This is a genomic window from Candidatus Palauibacter sp. (assembly GCF_965213655.1).
Classification (GTDB): domain Bacteria; phylum Gemmatimonadota; class Gemmatimonadetes; order Palauibacterales; family Palauibacteraceae; genus Palauibacter.
In genome coordinates this window covers 377032-399589 of sequence record NZ_CBDBZT010000003.1, presented here as the reverse complement: position 1 = coordinate 399589, position 22558 = coordinate 377032, and the positions used below count along the sequence as shown (strand labels likewise).

Here is a 22558-nt window from a genome sequence, read left to right as displayed (position 1 = left end):
GGACGCGCCACAAACGCGACTCCAACCTTCCCGGCACAGGGCGCGTCTCAAGATCGACACAGAAACGCAGGCCAGGATGTGATCGAACCGAACGGAAAATCCCGGGAGCACCGGTCGGACGAATCGGCAGCGGGACCGGCCTTGGTCGGCGTCGCGGCGGACGTGCGGGCGGCGGCGTTCGGGGACGGCGCGGCGTTCGAGCGGCTCTACCGAGCCCACGTGGCGCGGGTGTACGGGCTCGCGTGCCGCATGGCCGGGAGCGAGCGGGCGGACGAACTCACGCAGGATGTGTTCGTGCGGGTCTGGGAGAAGCTCGGGACGTTTCGCGGCGAGTCGGCCTTCAGTTCGTGGCTGTACCGGCTGGCGGTGAACCTCCTGTGCAGCCGGCTGCGGGCCCTGAAGCTGCAAAGGGAACGGGAAGTGGCCAGCGAGTTCCCGCTGGATGCGGCCAGGGCGCGGCAAGACACGATCGAGATCCGCCTCGACTTCGAGGTCGCTCTCGAACGACTCCCGGACGGGGCGCGCGAGGTCTTCGTCCTGCACGACGTAGAGGGATACAAGCACCGAGAGATCGCGGAGTTGATGGAGATCACGTCCGGCACTTCGAAGTCGCAGCTGCATCGGGCGCGGATGATTCTGAGACGGCACCTGGACAGGTAGTTGAGCCGATGACCGATCGAGAACAGCGGAAGGATCGTTTCCGGGATCGCCTGTCGGAGTATCTCGACGGCAGCCTCGGAGCCGAGGAGGAGGTCCTGATCGAGCGGCACCTGGACCGCTGCCAGGAATGCGCCCGGACGCTCCTTCGACTGGAGGACGTGGTGGACCGTGCCGCGAGCGTCAGTCCGCGAGAACCGGTCGAGGACCTGTGGCCGGGCATCGCGGCGCGTATCGGCGTTCCCGCCGTCAATGACGCGGGGATCGAGAGCGCGGAGCCTCCGGCCCGGCGCCGCCAGACCACGCGCGGCTTCGCCCGTTTCGCACCGCAACTCGCGGCGGGCGTCGCCCTGGTGTGGCTCTCGGCCGCCCTCGTGTGGATGGCCGTGGCGGGGGACGACATCGAGGGGGGGCCGGGTAACGCGGGCGCCACCCCGGGACTCGGCACTCCGTCGCTCATGCCCGCGGGCGTACAGAACGCCTCGACCCTGGAGGGCGGCGGATCGAGGGCTGAGGAATACGCCGACCTGATCTCCGAACTCGAGCGGGTGCTGTTCGACTCGGAGCGACCGCTGCCCCCGGAGACGGTGGCACGCATCCGCCGCGCCCTCGTGACCATCGACCGTGCCATCGAGGACGCGCGGGCGGCGCTGCTTGAGCTACCCGAGGATCCTTACCTCCAGCAGCACATGGAGACCACGATGCGGCGCAAGTCGGAATTCCTTGCACAGGCCGTGCAGCTCGCAGGGACCGACTGATGACGCCGGCGACTGTTTTCCTGGCGGCTCTTCTGGCGACCGGCCCCGGCGCGCGCGACACGACCTTCGCGGTGCCCGAGGGGGCGCGGATCGAAATCGAACACCGCGAGGGAGATGTCCGCGTGATGGGCACCGGTGGCCGCGAGGCGCGGGTCGTGCTCGACGACGATGACGGGAGGATCCGCGTCCAGTCCTCGGGCGGCACGATTCGGCTCGGCGCGAGCCCGGGCGGGGACGGCGCAGACTTCCTCGTCTGGCTTCCGGAGGACGTCCACGTCAGCGTGGCCGGGCACGAGGGAGACATCACGGTCGCCGGCATCTTCCGCGGCACGGTGAACGTGAGGACGGCCGACGGAGACGTGGAGATCGGCGGAGCGGCAGGCGTCAGCGTCGCTACCCTGGACGGCGCGGTGCGGATCTCGAACACCGGCGCCGCGACGGTCAGCGTGACGGACGGCGACGTGTGGCTCGATCAAGTCTCGGGAGCCATGAGCATCAGCGGGATCGACGCCGACATCGTCGTCACCAACGCGGATACACGCGCCTTCTCGGTCACCACCGTGGACGGCGACGTCTGGTACGACGGCGCCCTTCACGCGGAAGGCAGTTACGCGCTCAGCAGTCACGACGGCGATGTGACGTTCGTCGTTCCGGAGGACGCGGGCGCCCGCATCTCCGTCTCCACCTTCGACGGGGAACTCGTCCCGTCGTTCCCCGTGCAGTTCCGGGGAGGCCGCCTGCGGGGGGGACAGTTCACGGTCGGGGACGGGTCGGCCGCGGTGGCGCTGAAGTCGTTCGACGGAGACATCCACCTCATCCGGCCGGGGGAGCGCACCCCCGATCTCAAGTAGCCACAAACCCACAAGAGCAGGGAGCAGCATGATGCGGAATTTGGCGCGACGACTCGCTCTGGCAGCGGCATCGCTGGTGTGCCTGGGGGCTGCGGAAGCACAGGCCCAGGATCTGGAATGGCTGTGGCAAGCCCAGGAGGAACACTACCGGGGCCGCGTGGAGTCGGGGGATGTCGTGACGATACGGAATGTGAACGGTTCGATCGCGGCGCGGGCGGCGAGCGGGAACGAACTCCGGGTCGGGGCCACGAAGGAGGCCGACGACGACGATCCGTCCGAGGTCCGGATCGAAATCGTCGAGGACGACAGGGGGCTGGTGATCTGCGCGGTCTACCCGACGAGGCGCGGGCGGGAGCCGAACCGGTGCGGGCGGGGAGACGACTACCGGATGAGCTTCCGAAACAACGACGTGAAGGTGCATTTCACCGTCGAGGTTCCCGCCGGCATCGAACTGGAGGCCCGAACGGTGAACGGGAGCATCCGTACGGAGGAACTCTCCCACGACGTGAAGGCGAGAACGGTCAACGGCAGCATTACCGTGGAGAGCGCAGGGGCGGTGTCCGCAGAGACCACCAACGGCACGATCGACGCACAGCTCACTAGCCAACCCGCCAACCCGTCCTCGTTCGAGACAGTCAATGGCCGGATTCGGCTCGTCCTGCCGGACGCCGCCGACGCGAACGTCAGCATCCGGACGGTGAACGGCTCGATCGACACCGAGTTCCCGCTCACCATCCGCGGACGCTGGGGACCCAGGTCCGCCTCGGGCGAGGTCGGAGACGGTGGCCCCGAGATCGCACTTCGCACCGTCAACGGAAGCATCGCTCTCGTCCGCGGAGGCTGAGCGGCACTCCTGCCATCCTCCGCCGCCGGGTCTGTTCGTCTCTTGTTCGGTTCCGCGGCCTGCTATCAGCCGAGCGTTGAGGCGAAAGTCGGCGCCCTGCGCTTTTGCGTGGCCTGCTCGTAGGCATAGGCGATCCGCAGCAATGTGGGCTCCGTCCAGGCCGGCCCGAAGAACGAGACTCCGGTCGGGAGTCCGCGCACGAACCCCATAGGCACCGTGATGTCCGGGTAGCCGGCGATGGCGGCAGGTGCCGCTGACGATCCCCCGTCGAGGCGGTCGCCCTTGATATGGTCCGTTGGCCACGGGAGGTCACGCGTCGGCGCGACGATCGCGTCGAGGTTGTGCTCCCGGGCGAGGCGGTCGATCCCGTCCTCCCGGTTCGCGCGCTGAATCGTGGCCACCGCGTTCAGGTACTCCGGGTCCGTGAGCGGTCCGCGCGCCTGGGAGGCGATCAATCGCTCCTGTCCGAAATACGGCATCTCGCGGTCGGCGTTGCGCTCGTTGAACTCGATCACTTCGGCGAGGCTCTTCACCGGGGCATCCGGCCCCAGCGCGGCGAGATAGGCGTTCAGGTCGGCCTTGAACTCGTATTCGAGCAGGACGAGCGAGAGCGGATCGTTCCAGGCCGCCGCGTCCATGTTCGCGGGGTCGATGATGACGGCGCCCTCTGCCCGCATCGCCTCGACCGCCTCATCGAAGAGTTCGAGCACGCGGGGATCGAAGCCGGGGAAGCTGCGCACGACGCCGATGCGAGCACCCTGTAATCCGGCCGGATCAAGGAACTGCGTGTAGTCGGTGTGCGCGCGGCCCTCGCTCGCGGCCGTGGCGGGATCTCGCGGATCCACGCCCGTGCACGCACCGAGCAGGGCAGCCGCGTCGCGGACCGTCCGGCACATGGGTCCCGCCGTGTCCTGGGAGTGTGAGATGGGGATGACCCCGGCCCGGCTCCAGAGTCCGACCGTGGGCTTGATCCCCACGATCCCGTTGCTCGAAGACGGACACATGATGGAGCCGCCCGTCTCCGTGCCCACGGTGAGCGCGCACAAGTTGGCCGACGCCGCGACGCCCGACCCCGAGCTCGAGCCGCACGGGTTCCGATCCAGCGCGTAGGGGTTCCGGCACTGTCCGCCGCGAGCGCTCCAGCCGGAGGTCGCCCTCACGCCCCGGAAGTAGGCCCACTCGCTCAGGTTCGCCTTGGCGAGGATGACGGCTCCCGCCTCGCGCAGCCGGGCGGCGACGAACGAATCCTGCGGCGGGATCGACCCCTCGAGCGCCAGAGAGCCCGCCGTGGTCGTCATCCGGTCGTGCGTATCGATGTTGTCCTTGAGCGCGACCGGAATCCCGTGCAGAGGTCCTCGGACATTGCCGGCGGCGCGCTCGGCATCCAGCTCTTCGGCGATCGCGAGCGCGTCGGGGTTCGTCTCGATGATCGAGCGCAGTTCGGGTCCCTGCCCGTCCAGGGTCTCGATGCGTTCGAGGTACATCTCCGCGATCGACCGGGCCGTGCGTTCGCCCGACGCCATGCTCGCCTGAAGCTGCTCGAACGTGACCTCGTCCAACTCGAACGGCGGCACGTCCGTCGCGCCGCCCGCCTCCCCTGCCCCGGCAGCCGTGGAGCCGTCTTCGGGCACGCAGCCGGTGGTGGCCGCCACCGCGCCGAGTCCGCCGGCGACGCTGGCTCCGATGAAGCGGCGTCGGTCGATCATGGCGCTCCTCCTCTCTTCAGCGACTCCCCCGGCTCGCGCGTCAGGGCGCGTCGTCCGTGATGATGAGCATGCCGAGCCCGCGCAGCGTCTCGTTGAGCGCCGCGACATCCGTCCGTACCAACTCTTCCAACTCGGCCAGGTGCGCCTCCAGCGCTTCGTGGAGGATGACCTTCACCTCCATCTCCTGGTCCGTGGGCCGGAAGTCCGCGATCGAGAGCGCGCCCGTCAGATAACCGAGCTTCTGCAGCAGCCGGGCCTCGAACCGCACCCCGTCCTGTCCCTGACCCGTGAGGCGCAGGTCGACCATCGTCTCCTGCAGCTCGATCAGCTTCTGCCGCAGATCCGCGACCGACGCCGAGAGATCCTCATCCTCAGCGAAGCGCGCCAGCGTGCGAAGCTGCACCCGCATCGCCTCCACCCGGTGCACCGCCTCGCCCGCCCGCACCACGTCCTCCCGCACCTCGCGGATGAACGCCAACTGCTCGGCGATGTCCGCCTCCGTCCCCGCGGAGTGCGGATCCTTGCGTACGGTGAGCGGCTGCTCGTGCGTCGCCCCATCCGCCGTGAGCCGCACCATGTACCGCCCCGGCGGCATGAGAATCGAAATCTGCTGTCCACCGGGCGCCGGCCTCCCCTCCTCACCGACCCCGAGGTGCTCGGCGTACCTGGGGGGCGTGAGCATCCGGATCGGCTCGTTGGGCTCATCCCGCAGATCCCAGTGGATCCGGTTCACGCCCGCGCGGTTCGGCCCCTCCAGCGTGCGCACGACCGCCCCGTCGCCGTCCAGGATCTCGATCATCGGCGCCTCCGAGGCCTCCGCCGCGAGCCAGTAGTTGAGCGACGCCCCGTACTCCGGATCCTCGCCGATCGTGGGATCGTCGTAGGGGATCGAGGGCGGCGTGATGGGCCGGAAGCGGTACGCGTCGCGCGGCGCGAACAGGTGCGAGGCCGACGCCATCACCTCCGGCGTCATCTGCTGGATCGGCGACAGGTCATCCAGGATCCAGAACCCGCGTCCGTATGTGCCGACCACGAGGTCGTTGAAGTGCTCCTGCACGACGATCCCCGACACCGGCGCCGCCGGCAGGTTGTTCTGCAGCGGCTGCCAGTCGTCCCCGTCGTTGAAGGAGACGTAGATCGCGTTCTCCGTGCCCACGTAGAGCATCCCCGGCCGCACCGGGTCCTCGACGATGATCTTCGTGTAGCTCAGCATGCTGGGCGGGATCCCGTCGACGATCTTCTCCCACGAGGCGCCGAAATCGCGCGTCCGGTAGACGTGCGGGTCGCGGATGTTCACCTGGTGGCCGTCCGCCGCGATGTAGGCGGTGCCCGCGTCGTAGCGCGAGGGCGCGATGCTGCGCACAGCGATCCACTCCGGCAGCCCCTCGACGTTGCCCGTCACGTCCGTCCAGTTCGCCCCGTTGTCGCGCGTGATGTGGAGCTTGCCGTCGTTCGTGCCCGCCCAGATGAGGCCCGCCTCGATCGGCGACTCGGCGATCCCGAACACGGTGCCCGCGTACTCCACGCCGATGTTGTCGCCCGTGAGTCCGCCCGAGAGCCCCATCCGGCTCTGGTCATTCAGCGTCAGGTCCGGGCTGATCACCTCCCAGCTCTGCCCCCGGTTCCGTGTGCGGTGCACGTGCTGACTTCCCACGTAGACCGTCTCGTTGTCATGCGGAGAGATGTGAACCGGCGCGTCCCACACGAAGCGGTAGCGGACGCCGGAGGCCGGCCCGCGGCTCTGCTCCGGCCACACCTCGACGGGCCGGTACTGCCGCCGCTCCTCCTCGTAGCGGACGACGATGCCGCCCACCATCCCCGACCCGGAGGCCGAGGACCACACGATGTTGGGATCGGTCGGATCCGGCGTGGCGAAGCCGCTCTCCCCTCCCCCGACATGGTGCCACATGGCGCGCGGGATGTGGTTGATGCGCCGGGTGCCGAGGATGCGGCTGTTGCTGGGACCGCGGTAGGTCGGCTCATCCTGCTTGTTCCCGAGCACGTTGTAGGGGACCGCGTTGTCCACCGTCACGTGGTACATCTGCGCGTTCGTGAGCCGCTGCCGGAACCACGTCTTCGCGCGGTTGATCGAGATCGAGAGCCCCTGGTCGTGCGCCACGATCATGCGGTCCGTGTTCGTGGGGTCGATCCACATGTCGTGGTGATCGCCTCCCGGCGCCTGCGGGCGCGGCGTCACGTCGAGTGTGCGTCCCCCGTCCGTCGACACCGTGAACGAGGCGGTCAGAAAGTAGGCCTCGTCCTCGTCGTCCGGCGAGATGACGACGCGCGAGTAGTAATGCGGCCGCCCCATCGCGTTCCGGTTGCGCGTGATCAGCGACCACGTCCGGCCTCCGTCCTCGGAGCGCCACAGCTGGCCGTCCTCGGTGGGCTCTCCGTCCCAGGGAATCCCGTCCCCCGTCTCCAGCATCGCGTACACCCGCTGCGGGTTCGAGGGCGCGATCGCCACGGCCACCTTGCCGACCGGCTTCTTCGGCAGGCCGATCATGTTGTCCGGGCCGTTCAGCTTCTCCCACGTGTCCCCGCCGTCGCGCGACACGTGCAGTCCCCCGCCCGGACCGCCGCTCGTCCGTCCCCAGGTGTGGATCTCGAGCTGCCATGTGCCGGCGAAGAGGATGCGCGGGTTCGACGGATCCATCGCGATGTCCGAGCACCCCGTGTCCTCGTCGATGAAGAGGACGTGCTCCCAGCTTTCGCCGCCGTCCATCGTCCGGAACACGCCCCGCTCCGGCTGCGGCCCGTAGGAATGGCCCAGCGCGCACGCATAGACGATGTCCGGGTTCGTGGGATGGATGACGAGGCGCGGGATCCGTCCCGTGGGTTCGAGCCCCATGAGGGTCCACGTCTCCCCCGCGTCCGTCGACTTGTAGACGCCCTGCCCGACGGAAATGTGGCTGCGGATCTTCCCTTCCCCGGTCCCCGCCCAGACGATGTTGGGATCCGCGACGGAGACGGCGAGCGATCCGATCGACTGCACCGGCTGGTCGTCGAACATCTCGTCCCAGTTCACCCCGCCGTCTGTCGTCTTGTAGATCCCGCCCGAGGCCGCGCCCACGTAGTAGGTGTATGGCTGGCCGGGGATCCCCGCCGCCGCGCTGAAGCGGTTCCCCTCCGGGCCGATGTTGCGCCACCGCAGCGTCTCGTAGGCCGCCGGATCGGGAGCGTTCTGCGCCGCGAGCGGGGTGACCGCCGGAAGCGAGAGGATGAGAAGCGCGAAGAACGCGCAGAAAGGTCGGACGCGCATGGCAACCTCGCCGGGTTGAGACTGGACGATTGCATGAGACGATCACGGATTCAGGCCGTCGAGCACGGTGCGCCGGGGGAGCCCGGCAGACAAGACCCATCAGCCCCGCGCGGCAGGGGGCGTTGAAGGCAGGATGAGGACGCCCGGGATGGTGGAATCGGACTTGGAGACGACTCCCGCCCCGAGCTATGATGTGGCGACCATGCCGCTTCCCTCGATCACCTGGCAAGAAGTCCAGCAGATGCCGGACGATGGAAATCGCTACGAGGCGATCGAGGGCGACGCTTACATGACCCCCGCCCCGACCTTTCGCCACCAGCGTGTCAGCTGGCGGCTCGGGAAGGCGCTCGACCGCCTCCTGGAAGAACCCGGGCACGGCGTAGTCGTGCCGGCGCCGTTCGGCGTGGAGTTTCCGGCCACGGGAGAAGGCGTCCAGCCGGACCTGGTGTTCGTGTCAGTTGAACGTCGCGGGATCATCACGGACGCCGGGCTCACCGGCGCTCCCGACCTCGCGGTCGAGATCCTGTCACCGTCCACCGCGAGCCGTGACCGGGGGCTCAAGCTGCGCCTCTACGAGCGTCAAGGCGTGCGCGAGTACTGGATCGTCGACCCGGACGAGAACACAGTCGATGTGTGGCGGTTCGGGGAAGAAGCCGCGCACGAACGCTTCACGGGAACCCTCCCGGTCAGGCTCGGAGCCGAAGACCTGGGCGTGATCGACCTGGAGGCCGTGTTCACCTCTTACAAGGGTGTGACCTGAAGGTGATTGCAAGCGCGAGTTGAGCGCGGGTCGCGAGTCTGGGTGACCGTGGGGTTGGATTTGCGGCAGGGCGTGCCGGAATACGGGCCCGGCGTTAGGTCACCTCTATCCGTCCTGCCCGGACCGGTCCGCGGGACGCGCCGCGTTAGCGTCGATGGCGGCCGCGACGAAGGCGGCGAGGCCCTCGTGTCGTTCCTCGAAATACTCCGTGAAGCGGGGATCCTCCGTGTACATGGAGGCCAGCCCACGGTGCATGTCGGGACTGCAAGCGTAGAACCACCGGTCGATGTGGCGGCGGTGCGCTTCGGCGAGATCCATGGCGGCCGCGGATGTCGGGCTCGTGCCTTCCGCCATCAGCGCGGCCATGCGCTCGAACACCCCGTCGCTCTCGGCCCGGATCCGGGCCCAGTCGTCCTCCGTGTAGCCCTGCGTGCGCCGGACCGACTCCCTCCACGCGTCCGTGTGCCCCCAGCGTGCGCTCGCCTCCTCTGCGTACTCCGCGCCGGCAGGATCCACCGACGGCCCAGTGGCCTGAGACATCATCCCACTCCCTTCAGATCCAGATGTCCGATTCGGCTGTGAGGTCGCCGCGCTCGTCGCCGGTGTTCACGACGCCGCGGGGTTCGACGAGCATGAGCTTCACTTCCTCCTCGGCGACCGGACGGTGCTTCACGCCGCGCGGAACCACGTAGAGTTCGCCGGGGCCGATCTCGACGGCGCCGTCGGGAAGGTCGATCCGCAGCGTGCCCTCGAGGACGAAGAACGCCTCGTCCGTGTCGGGGTGGTCGTGCCACACGAACTCGCCCTTCACGCGCGCAATCTTGAAGTGGTAGTCGTTGAGTTCGGCGACGACGCGCGGCTGCCAGTGCTCGGTGACGAGCCGGAACTTCTCCCGCAGGTTGACGGCGCCGTCCATCATCTCCCACCGGATCTCGCCGGCGTAACCGGCCGCGTGAGGTATTCTCCGAGCACCGCATCCATATCCGTGTCCACGCCCTCGACGGGCGAAGCGGGCGGGTAGCCAGGAAGTGACCGATACGGGAGTGGGTCGACCCGATCTCCGGTGGCGGTATTGAGGTCGCCGTCCTTCACCCAGCCGTCGGAGTAGATGAGGAAGGTCCGCGTCCATCCTTCCGGCAGCGTCGGGAATGCCTCCGCATCGAAACGCAGCGTGATCTCGTCGCCCGCGTTCTGGATCACATAGCGGTCGTCGCCCTCGGCCACGAGATCGGTCACGTCCCCGTAGCGGGTGTAGAGGCCGAAGAGGTCGTGCCACCGCGGCTCGACCGTGACGGAATTGTAGTCGAACCAGTGGGGTCCGTAGCGGCCGCCCTTTCTGAATTCGCGCGCGAACCCCCGGTGGTGAATGTCCGACGCCGCGGGCATGACGGACGTCACGCGCGCCTCATCCTCCGCGGGGTGGGCGGGACCGGTCGTGAAGAAGGCCTCGTCCCAGTAGACCATGAGGTTCGTGCGGATCCGCACCCGGCGGTCCTCCGTCGGGAACAGCCCGCGCAGGTCGGCGACGACGGTCTTGTCCTTGCCCGACGGGAAGCTGAGGCCGGGGATCGCGGGCTGCCAACCGCCGTCGCGACCCATCACGTCCAATTCCGGGAAGTGCGGTTGCAGCGCGTCCGACTGCCCGATCGCGACGTTGATGCTCGCGTCCGTGGGGAAGATCCATCCCGTGAGGAAGAGCGTCACGTCGCCGGAGGCCGCCTCGGGGCCGAGGTCGAGGATAAGTTCGTGCGGCTCGGCGATCCCCTGGAATCGGCCCGGGCGGAACGATGAGACGTAGTCGAAGTCGCGCTCGGCGAGCGCCCTGCGGTGATCCCTTCCGTTTTCGTCCGTAGCCGAGACCGGGGCGTGTCGCTCCCCGACCCGCCACAGTTCCAGGTCGATCGGGGCGGGCGGGATGAAGGCCTCGTTCACGTAGACGTCAATCTCCGAGGGATGGTCCACGGCGACGAGGTTCACGCCGTCCACGTAGATCGTCTCCCACAGTTCCTCGGTGATCTGCATCACGTACTCGCCGTCCAGCGGCTGCAGCACACCGTCGGGGAGGCGCCGGTATTCCTGCGAGGGGAAGGCGGGCGCGTAGGAACGCTGGCCGCCGAGGATGCCGAGCGGCATGCCGAGGGCGCTCTTCCACATCATGTCGCCCACGAACTCGAACCCGTCGCCGTCCCACACGTAGAGCATGGGACAGGAACCCTTGAGCGTCTGCTGTTCGACGAGATCCTGGTCCGTGCCCGGGAAGTAGAGGTCCTGAGGCACGCCGTTCGGCCAGTAGACGCGGACGACATCGGCCTTGAGGCGTCCGTCGAGGCCGATCAGCGTGGTCGGGTCGGTGACGGTGTGGACCTGGAAGAGATCCCCGGCTCGCACCTCGACGCGCGCGCCGATCCCGAAGCGGTTGTTCTTGCGGCTTCCCTCGCCCAACCCGGCAAGATCGAGCCTGAAGTAGTGGTTCGCGTTGCCGCCGTCGTTCCGCAGTAGCCTGGGGCTTCCGTCGTCACCGAGGACGAGGAGATCCGCGTCGCCGTCCTCGTTGTAGTCGAACGAACGCACGTCGCGGACCCCTCCGGGGAGATCGGGGAGGAACTCATCGGCCGGCGACAGGCGCCCGTCGCCTTCGTTGCGGAAGAGACGCAGCCCGGAGCCGGACGCGACGCCGGCGTCCGACACGGGCGGCGTGCCGGCGACAGCGAGGTCCAGCCAGCCGTCGTTGTCGAAGTCGACGAAGAGCAGGTCGCGCGGCACGAACCCGTTCAAGGGGGCCGTCGCGGCGAGCGTGAAGGCGTCGGAGGCCGAGCCGTGCAGCAGGCGGACGCGGTCGGCTCCGGCGACCGCGATGTCGAGCCAGCCGTCCCCATTCACGTCGCCGATCGCCACGGCCAGCGCTTCCTCGGCCGCCACGCCGCCGTCGGCGCCGGTCTCCGTCCCGGAGAGGCGCTCGGTGCGGTCGGCGAAGGTGGCCGCGCGCTCGTTGTCCAACAGGCGGAGACCACCCGCACCTTCGGCGAGGACGACATCGACATCGCGGTCGTTGTCGAGGTCGCCGAAGGCCGCGTCGCGGGTGTTGCCGTCCGCGGGGCCCGCGAGTCCGAAGTCCGCCGCCAGCTCGGCGAAGGTGAGGTCGCCGTTGTTGCGGAAGAGACGGTTGGCGCCGGTGTGCGCCTCGAACACGTCGAGATCTCCGTCCTGGTCGAGGTCCGCCGCGAAGACTGCGTGGGCCGCGCCCGCCACGCCGCCCGAACCGGCGCCGGTCGAACCCGCCCCGGCAACCGACGGGAGCGCGATCTCCCCGAAGCCTCCGGCCGGCTCGTTCCGGTACGCGCGCGAGGTACTCCCGGCGAACCAGATGTCGAGCCGGCGGTCGTCGTCGAAGTCGACCCAGAGCGCGGTCTCCGCATCTCCCGCATCGATCGGCCCGACCTCGTCGGAGGCGTCCACGTAGCGGCCGAGGTCGACGCGCAGGGCGCGCCCTTCCCCGCCCCGGGCCCACAGCAGGTCTTCGTCGCCATCCCCGTCGAAGTCACCGATCGCCATGGCGGCGGCCGCAGGGGCCTCCGCGGCGTCCGCTTCGGACGAGGGGGCAAGCACCGCGAGCCCGGCCAGATCGGACGCTTCCGTGTAGCGAAGCGCCGAGAGGACGGCTTCCGGCTCCTGGACGCGGAGCGAGACGAGGAAGCTGAAGTCGAGCGCGGCGACGCCGGCGAGGGGGCCGCCCGGCTGCCTGAGCTCCTCGAGGCTCGCCTGGTAGGGCGAGGTGACCTCGAATGCCGCGCGGAAGTCGGCGAATTGGCTGATCGCCGTCGATGCGCTGCCATCCAGGAGGGCATCTTCGGCGGCCTCGAACGCCGCGCGCGGCCGGGTCCGGAAGTCCGGGGCGACCTGGCGCAGACTCTCCATGGTGCCGAGGGCGGCATCGAGTTCGCCGCGCGCGAGTTGCGCATCGGCCAGCGTGGCGAGGGCGGCCAGGTTGCCCGGCGCGGCCGCTGCCAGGCGCGCGAGCGCGTCCGCTCGGGCATCGGAGTCCGGGCCCGCCGCCCGGGCCTCAAGCTCAGCCAGCCCCCACAGGCTGCGCGCGTGGCCCGGGTCCGCCGCCAGCGTCTCGTCCAGCAGCCCCCGCGCCTCCCCGAAGTCGTCCGTCTCGATCCCGAGCGTGGCCAGCGCCAACGCCAGTTCCGGATCGTCCGGCGCCCGCTCCCGCGCCTCCAGGAGGTTCTCCTCCGCCGCCTCGTAGTCCGCCGCCTTGAGGGCCGTCAGCCCGAGCCCCGCGTATCCCGCCGCCTCGGCCGGGGCCATCTCGACGAGGCGCTGGTACTCGGCCCGCGCGTCCTCGAGCCGGTCCTGCTGGAGCGCCGCGTCCGCCATTCCCCGGGCGGCCAGGATCTCCGCCAGCGATGCTTCGGGCACCGGAGGCCCCGCCTCCCCGCACCCGCCAAACAGCGCGAGAGTGCAAAGGCCGATCGCAAACCTCCCGCCGTACCGCCGCGACACCTCGCCGCCCGGGCGATGCCCATCCGGTTTCATCAAGGCTCCCGTTCTCCTTCCACGTTCGATTGAATGCACCATTGAACGGCCGATGCGTCGGCTACCGGTGGGATATGACGACTTCCTCGCCGGCTTCGGCCGGCCCCACGACGGTGCGGTCTTCACCCGGCCACGTCACGACGACGCTGTCGGCCCGCGGCGCACCTCCCAGGCCCGCGAGCACCGGGTTCACTTCCGACTGCGACAGATACGACGATGCGGTCGAGACCACGAACCGCTGGGCCACCTCTCCGACGAACACCTGCACCGTCGCGCCGACCGCGCCGAGATTCGGCGCCGCCCCCTCCAGCCGCAACCGCACCCACCCGGAACCGGGTTCGAGGTCGTTCCGGAAGAGTTTCGCCGGCCCACCGTTTGTCGAGATCACCAGGTCGAGATCTCCGTCCCGGTCGTAGTCGAACGTCACCACTCCCCGCGCCACGATCGGCTCGTCGAATCCGCCGCCCACGAGCGCGCCGACGTCGAGGAAGCCCCCGCGCCCGTTGTTCCGGAACAGCTGCGGCGGCTGGGCGAAGGTCACGTCCCCCTGAATCGCCTCGATCTCCGGCTCGATGTGGCCGTTCCCCAGCACGAGATCGACGTACCGGTCCAGATCGAGGTCCGCGAAGCGCAGCCCGAACGTCAGCGGAAGGAGTGTCGAGCGCGTGAGTTGCGCCGCCCCCGCGAGGTCCTGGAACAGATCCTCCTGAATCTGCGTGAACAGCGACACCGGCTCGTTCGAGAAGTTGCCGATCGCGATCGACAGCTGCCCCCGGTTCAGGATGTCCCCGACGTCCACACCCATCCCGGCGCGCGCCCGCCCGAACTCATCGAACGCGACGCCCGCATCGAGCGCCACGTCGACGAACGTCCCGTCCCCCTGGTTCTCGTACAGGAAGTTCTGGTAGGTGTCGTTGGCGATCGCGATGTCCGGGAAGCCGTCCCCGGTGAAATCATCGATGACGACGCCGAGCGACTTCCCCTCCGGATTCTCGAGCCCGGACTCCGCCGTCACGTCCCGGAACCGGCGCGCGGACGGAGCGCCGTCGCCCGAACCGCCCCCGGGAGCCGGCTCGTTCCGCAGCAGGCGGCACGACTCGCCGCTGTATTCCTCGGGCGTGGCGTAGGACTTGTTCACGCCGTCGCGGGTGAAGAAGAGGTCGGTCTCCGGCGTCCAGTCGACGTAGTTGCAAGCGAGGAGGTCGAGCCAGCCGTCGCCGTCCGCGTCGAACCAGGCCGAAGCCGTCGACCAGGCCGGATCCGCCGCGCCGGGGGCATTCCCCTCGGTCCCCGTCTCCCGCGTCACGTCGGTGAAGCGCCCTCCGTCGTTCCGGTACAGTCGATTGTCCCCGACCGCCGTGACGTAGAGGTCCGTGTCCCCGTCCGCGTCGTAGTCGGCCGCCGTCCCTCCCATCCCGTAGAGGGGTCGCCCCAGCCCGGCCTCGGCCGTCACGTCGCGGAACGTTCCGTCCCCCAGGTTGCGGAGGAGCCTGGAAGTGGCGCCCCGATCCTCGGCGCGGCCCTCCCAGCCCGTACTGTTCACGAAGAAGAGATCCGGCCAGCGATCTCCGTTGTAATCGAGGACGATGACCCCGCTCCCCATCGTCTCCGGCATCCACTTCTCGCCGAAGGCGCCCGTCGCGTGCACGAAATCGATGCCCGCCGCGGCAGTGACGTCGGTGAAGCGAATGGAGGTGGTCGCGTCGCTCCCGGCGCGCTCCGTGAAGCCGGGGCGCGTCTGCGTGTACGAGGGCGCCTCCGCGGTCTCCGGATCCCCGCCGCAGGCAGTCGCCACCGGAACGAGCACGCCGACGGCGAATACGACTGTCCTGTGAGCGCTCATGGACCTCCACCGCCGGCCGGACGCGCGATCGGCCGCAGTTCGTGCGTGTGGATGTCCTGTGCCATGAGGTTCACGCCCGGGTTCTCCGCCCTGTAGGCCCTCGTGATCGCCTGCGCCGCCTCGTCGATGCCGTAGCGCTCGAACGCCGCCTGGCCCCGCGCCGCCTCCTCGTCGCGCCCCAGCGCCCGCAGACTCAGCATGCGGTTGTAGTGCGCCTGCCGGTGTTCGGGATCGAGGGCCAGCGTACGGTCGAACGCCTCGACCGCCGTCTCGTAGCGCTGGGCCAGATACCGCGTGCGCCCCAACTGGAACCAGGCTTCGCGATCCTCGGGGAAGGCATCGAGCACCGCAAGATACGCCGCCTCGGAGGCATCATACACGCCGTCCTCCTGGTGCGCGCCGCCCCACACCCACGCCACGCGCGGGTTGCCCGGGTCGATGATCTCGGCCCGCTCCAGATTGTCGAACGCGTCGTCGAGGTTGCCGGCGATCAGGGCCATGCGCGCCAGGTTCAGCGGCCCGTCCACCCGGTCCGGGAAGAACTCCGCCACCCGCTCGAAGGGGCGCTCGGCGAGCCGGTCGTTCCCCTCGCGGAGGAGCGCGATCCCGTAGTCGTTGTAGCGGACCCAGATCTCCTCGTCCTGTTCCTCGGACGACACGGGGTCCACGCGGCCGCCGACCCCGATCACGACCTCGTCGCGGGCGATCTCGGTCACCGGCAGGTCCGGCACGTCATCGAACTCCGCGAACCCCGCCGGGTTGGCGCCGAACGCGAACTCCGTGTAGGCGCGGTCGAACTTCCGCCACAGGAGGCGCGCCCGCGCCGTGAGCGATCCCTCGGGAAGGTCAGCGGGAAGCGTGATCCGGTAGTGGGCCACGTCCGCGCTCCCGGGGCCGATCACGTTCACCGCCGCGGTCACGTGTATGTCCTGCGCATTCCGCTTCTGGATCGGCCGCCCCTCGCGGTCGAGGATCACCGACTTGAACACGTGCGCCATCGGATCGAGGTGCCCGTCCGCTCCGATCTCGCCGGAGATCGCGATCCGCCGTCCCTCGGCGTCCTCCAGTTCAAACTCGAGCCAGCCCTCGTTGGAGTCGTTCGTCCCGCCTGGGAAGGTGTGGCCCACGCCCTGGTTCCGGACCACGACCTCGAACATGACCGTCTCGCCCGGGGACACGCTGGGCGGTGAGAGATCCAGCCCCATCACGGGTTCGTCATCGCTCCGGCGGATGGCGAAGATGTCCACGCGCAGCTTCTCGTCCCGCAGAAACTCCTCGATGCGGCGCAGGGTCGCCGTGTCCCCGCGCAGGAAGGGGAGCGCCGTGTTCACCGCGACGAAGCGGTGCGAGCGCACGCGTCCGTTCTCGGCCGACACGTCGCCGAGCGGCGCCTCCTCCGGCGGCATGTGACAGTCCTGGCACACGCGCGCGGCCGCGGGGAGGTAGAAGGTGCGCGAGGCGTTCCGCGCCACGCCGCTGTCGTGCCACGCGTCGTACTCGTTCTGCCCCCGCAGCCAGCGGTAGTTATTGACGGGCTCCGTGAGGCTCACCTTGTGGCAGGTGGCGCAGAACTCCGACGTCGAATGCACCGGCTTGAGGAGCTGTCCCATGTGGACGGAAGGCTTCGCCTTGAGCGCCGCGTCGTGCAGGAACGCGCCCAGCGTGCCCGCCTCCGCGTCGGCGAACAGGTACGGGTCCTCCTGCTCGTCGGCGATGTTGTAGTTGCCGTTGCCCGTGTTGTCGTGGATACGGTCGATCGCGTGGCAGGCGAGACAGGTGAGACCGGCCTGCGCCTCGATCGTGGCGGGATCGATCGGCGCGTCCATCGCCCCGGCGAGCATGAGCGCCGGGTCGTGGCACCCGCTGCACCACTTGCTCCTCACGCGGCCCGCCGCGTCCGGCTCCAGCCCGAACTCCCTGAGGTGCGCGATGACCTCCGGCCCCGCCTCCAGCGACCCCGCCCGCATGTCCTCGATCGTCGCCGTATAGAAGGGGTTGTTGAAGGAGGCGAACCGGTGCGCGGAGGTCGCCCACTGGGCCGTCACATCGGGGTGGCAGCGCACACACTGGGTCGCGCCGATGAGTTCGTCGGCCGCGAACCCCCGCCGCGCCACCTCGGACCTGACACGCTCGGCGCGCTCCCGAGCCGCCTGCGCCGCGAGTTCTCCCGCTTCCGTGCGGGTGATGATACGGGAGGGCAGATAGCTCCCCGTGCTCGTCGTGGTCGCGGCCGGGAAGAACGGACTCTCGGGCGGCACGAGCCCGGTCGGGACGAAATCGGTGTCGAAGAAGCGCGATACGTCCCGGTCGCGGCCCCCCGGACCTTCGTTCAGACCCTGCGCGAGCGCGGCCTCGGCCTCCGGCGTGAGCTGCAGCCCCCGGTGGGTAAGGCTGTGCCACGCGACTAGGACGACGAGCACGCCGCCGGTCGCGAGCGCGAAGCGGCGGGCCCGCCCTCCCGGCGGACGCGCGTAGCTGACGAGGCGGTGGCCCGCGTAGGCGGAAACGATGAGGACGGCGCTCCCCACGTGCGCCCACCACGCCCAGCTGTTCTCGCGGCTCGCCGCCGCGGTGAGGATGAAGAGCCCCGTGAGGACGAGGACGCCGCCCACGAGCCCCATCCCGATCCCCGTGAGGATCGAGGCGCGGTGCTTCCGCTTCCACACCGTGGGGAGGTGCGCGGCGAGGAACCCGAACATGATGGCGGCCAGCAGGAGCCCCACGCCGGTGTGCGTGAGCACCATCGCCTGGAACAGCTCGGGGAGCGAGTTCTCCCCCACCGCGAAGAACTCCAGCCCGAGTCCGTCCGCGAGCCGATTTGCCAGCAGGTAGAGCGTATTCGCCAGCATGAACACGGCCACCCCGACCCCGAGACGAAGCCAGCGCTGGAGCCCCGTCCCGAGGATGGAGCGCAGCACCGGCCGACCTCGCCGGGCGTCCGCACGCGAGACGCCCGCCACTCCGGCGTCATTCCCTGCGCCGGATGAGGCCGCGTCCGGCGCTCCCTCCTCCGTCTCCCGTCCACGTCCATTCATGACTCGAACGAAACCGCAAGCGCCGCGCCCGCGCAACCGAGACAGGCCGCCACGAGACCGGGGGCGGGAGGGGGGTTACGAACCGGGTGATAGCCGACACGATAGATTGTGGTGGGGTCAGCGGTGTGCGCGCATCGCAGGAGGTCGGGTCCCCTCGCGTCACCTCTGCCGGAGGTGCGGCGGCGACCGGGAGGAGTCCATGAGAGTGCTGGTCATCGCAGGTCCGAACGGGGCCGGCAAGACAACGTTTGCAACGGAATACCTGCGCCTCATAGGGACGGAGATACCGTTCATAAACGGCGACTTGATCGCGGCACAGCTGAATCCGGAGGCGCCGGATGAGGCGGCCTGGGAAGCCGGCAGAATCGCACTCCGCCGCATGGAGTCGTGCGCGGCGAACGGCAGCGATTTCGCGTTCGAGACCACGCTAAGCGGCAGAGCTTACGTGCGCCGCCTCATGAGGTGGCGGGAGCAGGGCTACCGGATCGGTATGATCTACCTCCGGCTGCCGTCAGCACAGCATGTTGTTCGGAGGGTGGCCCAGCGTGTGAGCGAAGGGGGACATGACATCCCGGAGCCCGTCGCCCGCCGCCGGTTCGAACGAAGCTGGCGCCATTTCGTCGACTTGTACCGGCCGGTTGCAGACGAATGGCAGGTCTACGACACTTCGAACCGACACCCAACCCTCATCGCCCAGTCGGATCGTGCGGACATGCTCCCGATACCTCCGCCCGGATGGCGCGTCCGCGAGGTTCCGACTGCAGCTGTTGTGGACGCACCGCCCGGGTTGGAACACCGAGACCATCTCACGCGGAGAAACGCCATGAGGGAAGAAGCACCTAGCGCCCCGGACAGGTTCCCGGAGGGAGAACCTTCGGTCGAGAACGTCATGATTGCCCTCCGTAAAGCGCAGGAAGTGGCGCTGGCCCGTGCCGAGGCGGTTCAGCGACGCGATGCCGAGGGCGCACGGGGCGAGAAGGTCTCGTCCGCCAGTGAAGGCTGATCGGGCGAAGACCCGGGATCGACCGCGAGGTGCGGCGTGAACTTGGCGGTCTACTGTGCTGATGTGGGCTCGATCAAGCAGGGACGCTTCGGCTGGGCCGGGACGCTGGAAGACGGGTCCCGTCCGTGCCGGGGCACCGACATCGAGGAATTCGCCGAGCGAGTGCGCCAAGACCTCGATGCGGGCGCCAAGGTCGCTCTCGGGTTCGAATGCCCGCTCTTCGTCCCCCTTCGTGCGGAGCCCAAAGACCTGCTGAAGGCGCGAGCGGGGCGACCCGGAGAAGGCTCTCGACCGTGGTCTGCGGGCGCCGGCACGGCATCGCTCGCTACCGGCCTCGTTCAGGTCTCCTGGGTCCTGTCGCGCCTTCGCGAGACGGTGTCTGTCGAGCCACCCCTCTTCCTCTGCGGATCGGAGTTCGAGAAGGCTGACTCCGGGCTCCTTGTCTGGGAGGCTCTTGTGGCGGGGAGAGGAAAACCGGCCTCGACTCGTCTTGACGGGAATCAACATGTACAGGACGCCGAGACGGCCGTCGAAGCCTTCCTCAAGTGGATGCCGCAGCCGTGGTATGGGAACATCATCGACGAAGGCCATGTCTTCTCTCTCGTCGCGGCCGCGGCTCTTGCGGCCGGATGGCGTGAGGCGAGCCGGCTGATCAACAAACCCTGCATTGTTGTGTCTCCCGCGCACGAGCCAGGTCGCTGAGGCGTGCGGAGGTCCCGATGGTGTTTCCGCGCAGATCTACTACATTTATAATATTCATCCATGTGTCGGAGAGGACTGGACTCCCGTGGGGGACCCAGGCGAGGTAGAGCCGCCAGAGCGTAGGAGACTCCCGTGCTTCGCAGGATCTCGACCATCGTCATTGCCGCGGTTTTTCTCGCCGGCTGCGACGCAGCACCAGGATCCGGCGACGGGCCCGAGGCTGAAGTCGTGACCGAGACGCTGGGCGACACCACCGTCGTGCGGACCCTGTCCGGAAGCGTGTGGGGCGCCGACGCGACGCTGGTTCCGGAAGTGTCGATCGGGGAGGTGGAGGGGCCCGACGAGCTTCTCTTCGGGCGCATCGCCTCGATCGCGGTGGACGACGCGGGACGGATCTACGTCCTGGACGGGCAGGCCCTCAACGTTCGCGTCTTCGATCCGACCGGAGCGTACATCGAGACGCTGGGAGGACCAGGTGAGGGACCGGGCGAGTTGGGCACCGCCGGGTCGGTCGTGGCGCTGGCCGACGGCCGGGTGGCGGTGAATGACCTGCTCGGCTTCAGGATCCAGGTGTATGGCGCCGGAGGCCGTGAGCCGGAGACGTGGACCTACAGCGCGGGCGGCGTCATCCTCCGGTTGCAGCAGTTGTACGCCGACCGGGAGGGCCGAGCCCTTGTGCTCGCCCCACAGGCCTCGCCCGGCGGCGGCTCCGTACCGCACCTCCTCGCCTTCGACGCCAGCGGCGCGCCTCGGGACACCCTCATCCCTCCCGGCGGGGACTTCGAGCCGCCCTCGGTTGAACTGGAACTCGTGATGGGCGCCGGACGCGCCCGTACCATATCGCAACCGGTACCGCTGACGGCGCGGCGCTATTGGACCCTGAACCCGGACGGACGCTTCGTGTCCGGCATCTCCACCGACTACGGCATCGACGTGCAGCAAGACGACGGCGTGCTGCGCATCGAGCGCGCCTACGAGCCGGTCGCCGTATCGGAGGCCGAACGCAGCTACCATCGCGAGCGGCTGACGCGTGCACTCCGCGTCACGCAGCCCGACTGGGAGTGGAACGGGCCGCCGGTCCCCGAGTCGAAGCCTCCCTTCCGCGGCCTGGTCACCGGCCGGGACGGGCGGATCTGGGTCCGGCTCTGGACCGAGGCGTCCCCCGAGGCGAACGAGGACCATGACCCCGAGAACGCCCGTTCCGAGCCCGTGACCTGGCCTTCCCCGCTCCGCTACGATGTGTTCGAGCCCGACGGCACGTACCTCGGGGCCGTCAACGCGCCGGAAGGCTTCGCGGAATTCCCGCAGCCGGTCTTCGACGGCGACCACGCGTGGGCCGTGACCCGCGACGCGCTGGACGTCGAACGCGTCGTCCGCTTCCGCATCGAGGTGGGGAGATGAGGCTTGTGAACCGCTTCAGACAGACGCTTCCATTCACCGTGGCCAGCCTGGTCGCCTGTTCCGACGGGGAGATTCGAGTGCAGGCGTCGCTCGACGAACCCATGACGCTCGAGCGCGTGCGGACGGTCGTCCGGCAGGACACGACCGCGGCCACCACCTGGCTGCATCGACCTACCGGGCTTCAGTACGACCCCGTCAGCGGGCACCTGTTTGGGCTCGAGTGGGCCGATGACAGGATCGTGGAGTTCACGACAGACGGCGAGTTCGTGGGGTATTTCGGCCGTGGCGGCGAGGGCCCGGGCGAGATCGGTAACCTGCGGGGCTTCGCGGTGGGCACGGAGCACATAACCGTCCTCGATCAGGGGAACGGCAAGCTTGTCCTCTTCGATCGCGACACTCGCGAGATGCTGCGCGAGATCAAGTTTGAGCGGTTGTTGCGGGGAATGGCGGCCGTCTCCGACACTGTGCTCGCCGTACTGCCGGGACCCAATGGGACCCTGATCGAACTCATCCACATCGACGGCCGGAGTCAGGGCTCTTTCGGTGACGCGAGCTACAGCGAAACAGCCGATATGGGCCTGTCGCTGGGTTATGTGGGCGACGGACTCATGCTCGTCCTGAAACCGTCGATCCCCGAGGGGCGGCTCTACCGCCTGGACGGATCCCTGCACGCGGAAGTCACGTTCGCAGACGTGGATCACGTCTTGGCCGGCTGGAGGGAGGAGTTCACCGCGAAGATGGAGCAGGCCCGCCTTGTCGACGCCGACGGACGTCGCATCATCGGAGGCAAGTTGTGGGTGACCAACCCGGTTCCCCTCGGCGAGGGTTCGTTCTTCGTCACCGCTACCCCGGAGGACCTCGACGAGAATCCATGGGAGCTATGGGTTCTCGACCATAGCGGCCGCGTCACCGGGCGCCATGCGTTCGCCGAGACCTGGGTTCGCGGCTACGCCCCGTCTCCACCCTTCATCTACGCCCTCGGCCTCAGAGACGATTTCGGAGTCCACGAGTACCGCATGCCCTAGCCCGAGTCGACCGGACACGTTCTCGCGGGAACGTCGCCCTCTGGCGCGAGTCCCGTCGCAGCTTGCCCGAACCGCCCGTTGCCCGACGGGGTATGGAGGTGGAACGGAAACGGTCCCGAGCCCGAGGGCGCGCGGGTGATATCTTCCCCCCGAAACGGATCTCGCCAAACGA

The 22558-nt window shown here is 68.9% G+C and carries 16 protein-coding genes; 9 read left to right on the top strand and 7 right to left on the bottom strand.

Annotated elements, in window-relative coordinates; translation table 11 throughout:
- Positions 1 to 78: 78 nt before the first annotated feature.
- From ACOOGH_RS04050 to ACOOGH_RS04035, 4 genes are read left to right on the top strand one after another with little or no spacing between them, the layout of a single operon-like run.
- Positions 79 to 660 (top strand): RNA polymerase sigma factor, encoded by a 582-nt coding sequence (locus ACOOGH_RS04050; RefSeq protein ID WP_420447694.1) that lies wholly within the window; start codon positions 79 to 81, stop codon positions 658 to 660.
- Positions 661 to 668: 8 nt separating this feature from the next.
- Complete coding sequence (locus tag ACOOGH_RS04045) at positions 669 to 1415, top strand: zf-HC2 domain-containing protein (RefSeq protein WP_420447693.1); 747 nt, start codon at positions 669 to 671, stop codon at positions 1413 to 1415.
- Positions 1415 to 2266 (top strand): DUF4097 family beta strand repeat-containing protein, encoded by an 852-nt coding sequence (locus ACOOGH_RS04040; protein ID WP_420447692.1) that lies wholly within the window; start codon positions 1415 to 1417, stop codon positions 2264 to 2266. Before ACOOGH_RS04045 ends, ACOOGH_RS04040 begins: the two co-directional genes overlap by 1 nt.
- 28 nt (positions 2267 to 2294) lie before the next feature.
- On the top strand, positions 2295 to 3110 hold the full coding sequence (locus ACOOGH_RS04035; protein WP_420447691.1) for a DUF4097 family beta strand repeat-containing protein: 816 nt from the start codon (positions 2295 to 2297) through the stop codon (positions 3108 to 3110).
- A gap of 65 nt (positions 3111 to 3175) precedes the next feature.
- Here the strand turns inward: ACOOGH_RS04035 and ACOOGH_RS04030 are convergent, their stop codons facing one another.
- Both ACOOGH_RS04030 and ACOOGH_RS04025 read right to left on the bottom strand, forming a co-directional pair.
- Positions 3176 to 4816 carry an amidase gene (locus tag ACOOGH_RS04030; RefSeq protein WP_420447690.1) on the bottom strand — a complete coding sequence of 547 codons (1641 nt, stop codon included), beginning with the start codon at positions 4814 to 4816 and terminating at the stop codon, positions 3176 to 3178.
- Positions 4817 to 4856: 40 nt separating this feature from the next.
- Positions 4857 to 8078: a sialidase gene (locus tag ACOOGH_RS04025; RefSeq protein WP_420447689.1), complete on the bottom strand. Its 3222-nt coding sequence runs from the start codon at positions 8076 to 8078 to the stop codon at positions 4857 to 4859.
- 133 nt (positions 8079 to 8211) lie between these two features.
- On the opposite strand from ACOOGH_RS04025, the gene ACOOGH_RS04020 reads away from it, so the two are divergent.
- A complete protein-coding gene (locus tag ACOOGH_RS04020; protein ID WP_420447688.1) occupies positions 8212 to 8838 on the top strand; it encodes a Uma2 family endonuclease in 627 nt (208 codons plus the stop codon).
- Between the two features lie 105 nt (positions 8839 to 8943).
- Here the strand turns inward: ACOOGH_RS04020 and ACOOGH_RS04015 are convergent, their stop codons facing one another.
- From ACOOGH_RS04015 to ACOOGH_RS03995, 5 genes are all read right to left on the bottom strand, one after another.
- A complete protein-coding gene (locus ACOOGH_RS04015; protein ID WP_420447687.1) occupies positions 8944 to 9378 on the bottom strand; it encodes a TipAS antibiotic-recognition domain-containing protein in 435 nt (144 codons plus the stop codon).
- 13 nt (positions 9379 to 9391) lie between these two features.
- Positions 9392 to 9757 carry a cupin domain-containing protein gene (locus tag ACOOGH_RS04010; protein WP_420447686.1) on the bottom strand — a complete coding sequence of 122 codons (366 nt, stop codon included), beginning with the start codon at positions 9755 to 9757 and terminating at the stop codon, positions 9392 to 9394.
- The gene (locus tag ACOOGH_RS04005) at positions 9754 to 13377 is read right to left on the bottom strand and encodes an FG-GAP-like repeat-containing protein (protein WP_420450058.1); all 3624 of its coding nucleotides are present in this window, start codon (positions 13375 to 13377) and stop codon (positions 9754 to 9756) included. The genes ACOOGH_RS04010 and ACOOGH_RS04005 overlap by 4 nt, the downstream gene beginning before the upstream one ends.
- 61 nt (positions 13378 to 13438) lie before the next feature.
- Positions 13439 to 15220 carry a CRTAC1 family protein gene (locus ACOOGH_RS04000; protein WP_420447685.1) on the bottom strand — a complete coding sequence of 594 codons (1782 nt, stop codon included), beginning with the start codon at positions 15218 to 15220 and terminating at the stop codon, positions 13439 to 13441.
- A complete protein-coding gene (locus tag ACOOGH_RS03995; protein ID WP_420447684.1) occupies positions 15217 to 18138 on the bottom strand; it encodes a tetratricopeptide repeat protein in 2922 nt (973 codons plus the stop codon). The genes ACOOGH_RS04000 and ACOOGH_RS03995 overlap by 4 nt, the downstream gene beginning before the upstream one ends.
- A gap of 316 nt (positions 18139 to 18454) precedes the next feature.
- On the opposite strand from ACOOGH_RS03995, the gene ACOOGH_RS03990 reads away from it, so the two are divergent.
- The 4 genes from ACOOGH_RS03990 to ACOOGH_RS03975 all read left to right on the top strand — a co-directional run bounded on the left by ACOOGH_RS03990 (position 18455) and on the right by ACOOGH_RS03975 (position 22386).
- Positions 18455 to 19258 (top strand): AAA family ATPase, encoded by an 804-nt coding sequence (locus ACOOGH_RS03990; RefSeq protein ID WP_420447683.1) that lies wholly within the window; start codon positions 18455 to 18457, stop codon positions 19256 to 19258.
- A 36-nt stretch (positions 19259 to 19294) separates the two neighbouring features.
- Positions 19295 to 19960, top strand: a complete 666-nt coding sequence (locus tag ACOOGH_RS03985) for a hypothetical protein (protein ID WP_420447682.1) — start codon at positions 19295 to 19297, stop codon at positions 19958 to 19960.
- A 132-nt stretch (positions 19961 to 20092) separates the two neighbouring features.
- Positions 20093 to 21361, top strand: a complete 1269-nt coding sequence (locus ACOOGH_RS03980) for a 6-bladed beta-propeller (RefSeq protein WP_420447681.1) — start codon at positions 20093 to 20095, stop codon at positions 21359 to 21361.
- 5 nt (positions 21362 to 21366) lie between these two features.
- On the top strand, positions 21367 to 22386 hold the full coding sequence (locus ACOOGH_RS03975; RefSeq protein WP_420447680.1) for a 6-bladed beta-propeller: 1020 nt from the start codon (positions 21367 to 21369) through the stop codon (positions 22384 to 22386).
- The last annotated feature ends 172 nt before the right edge of the window (positions 22387 to 22558 follow it).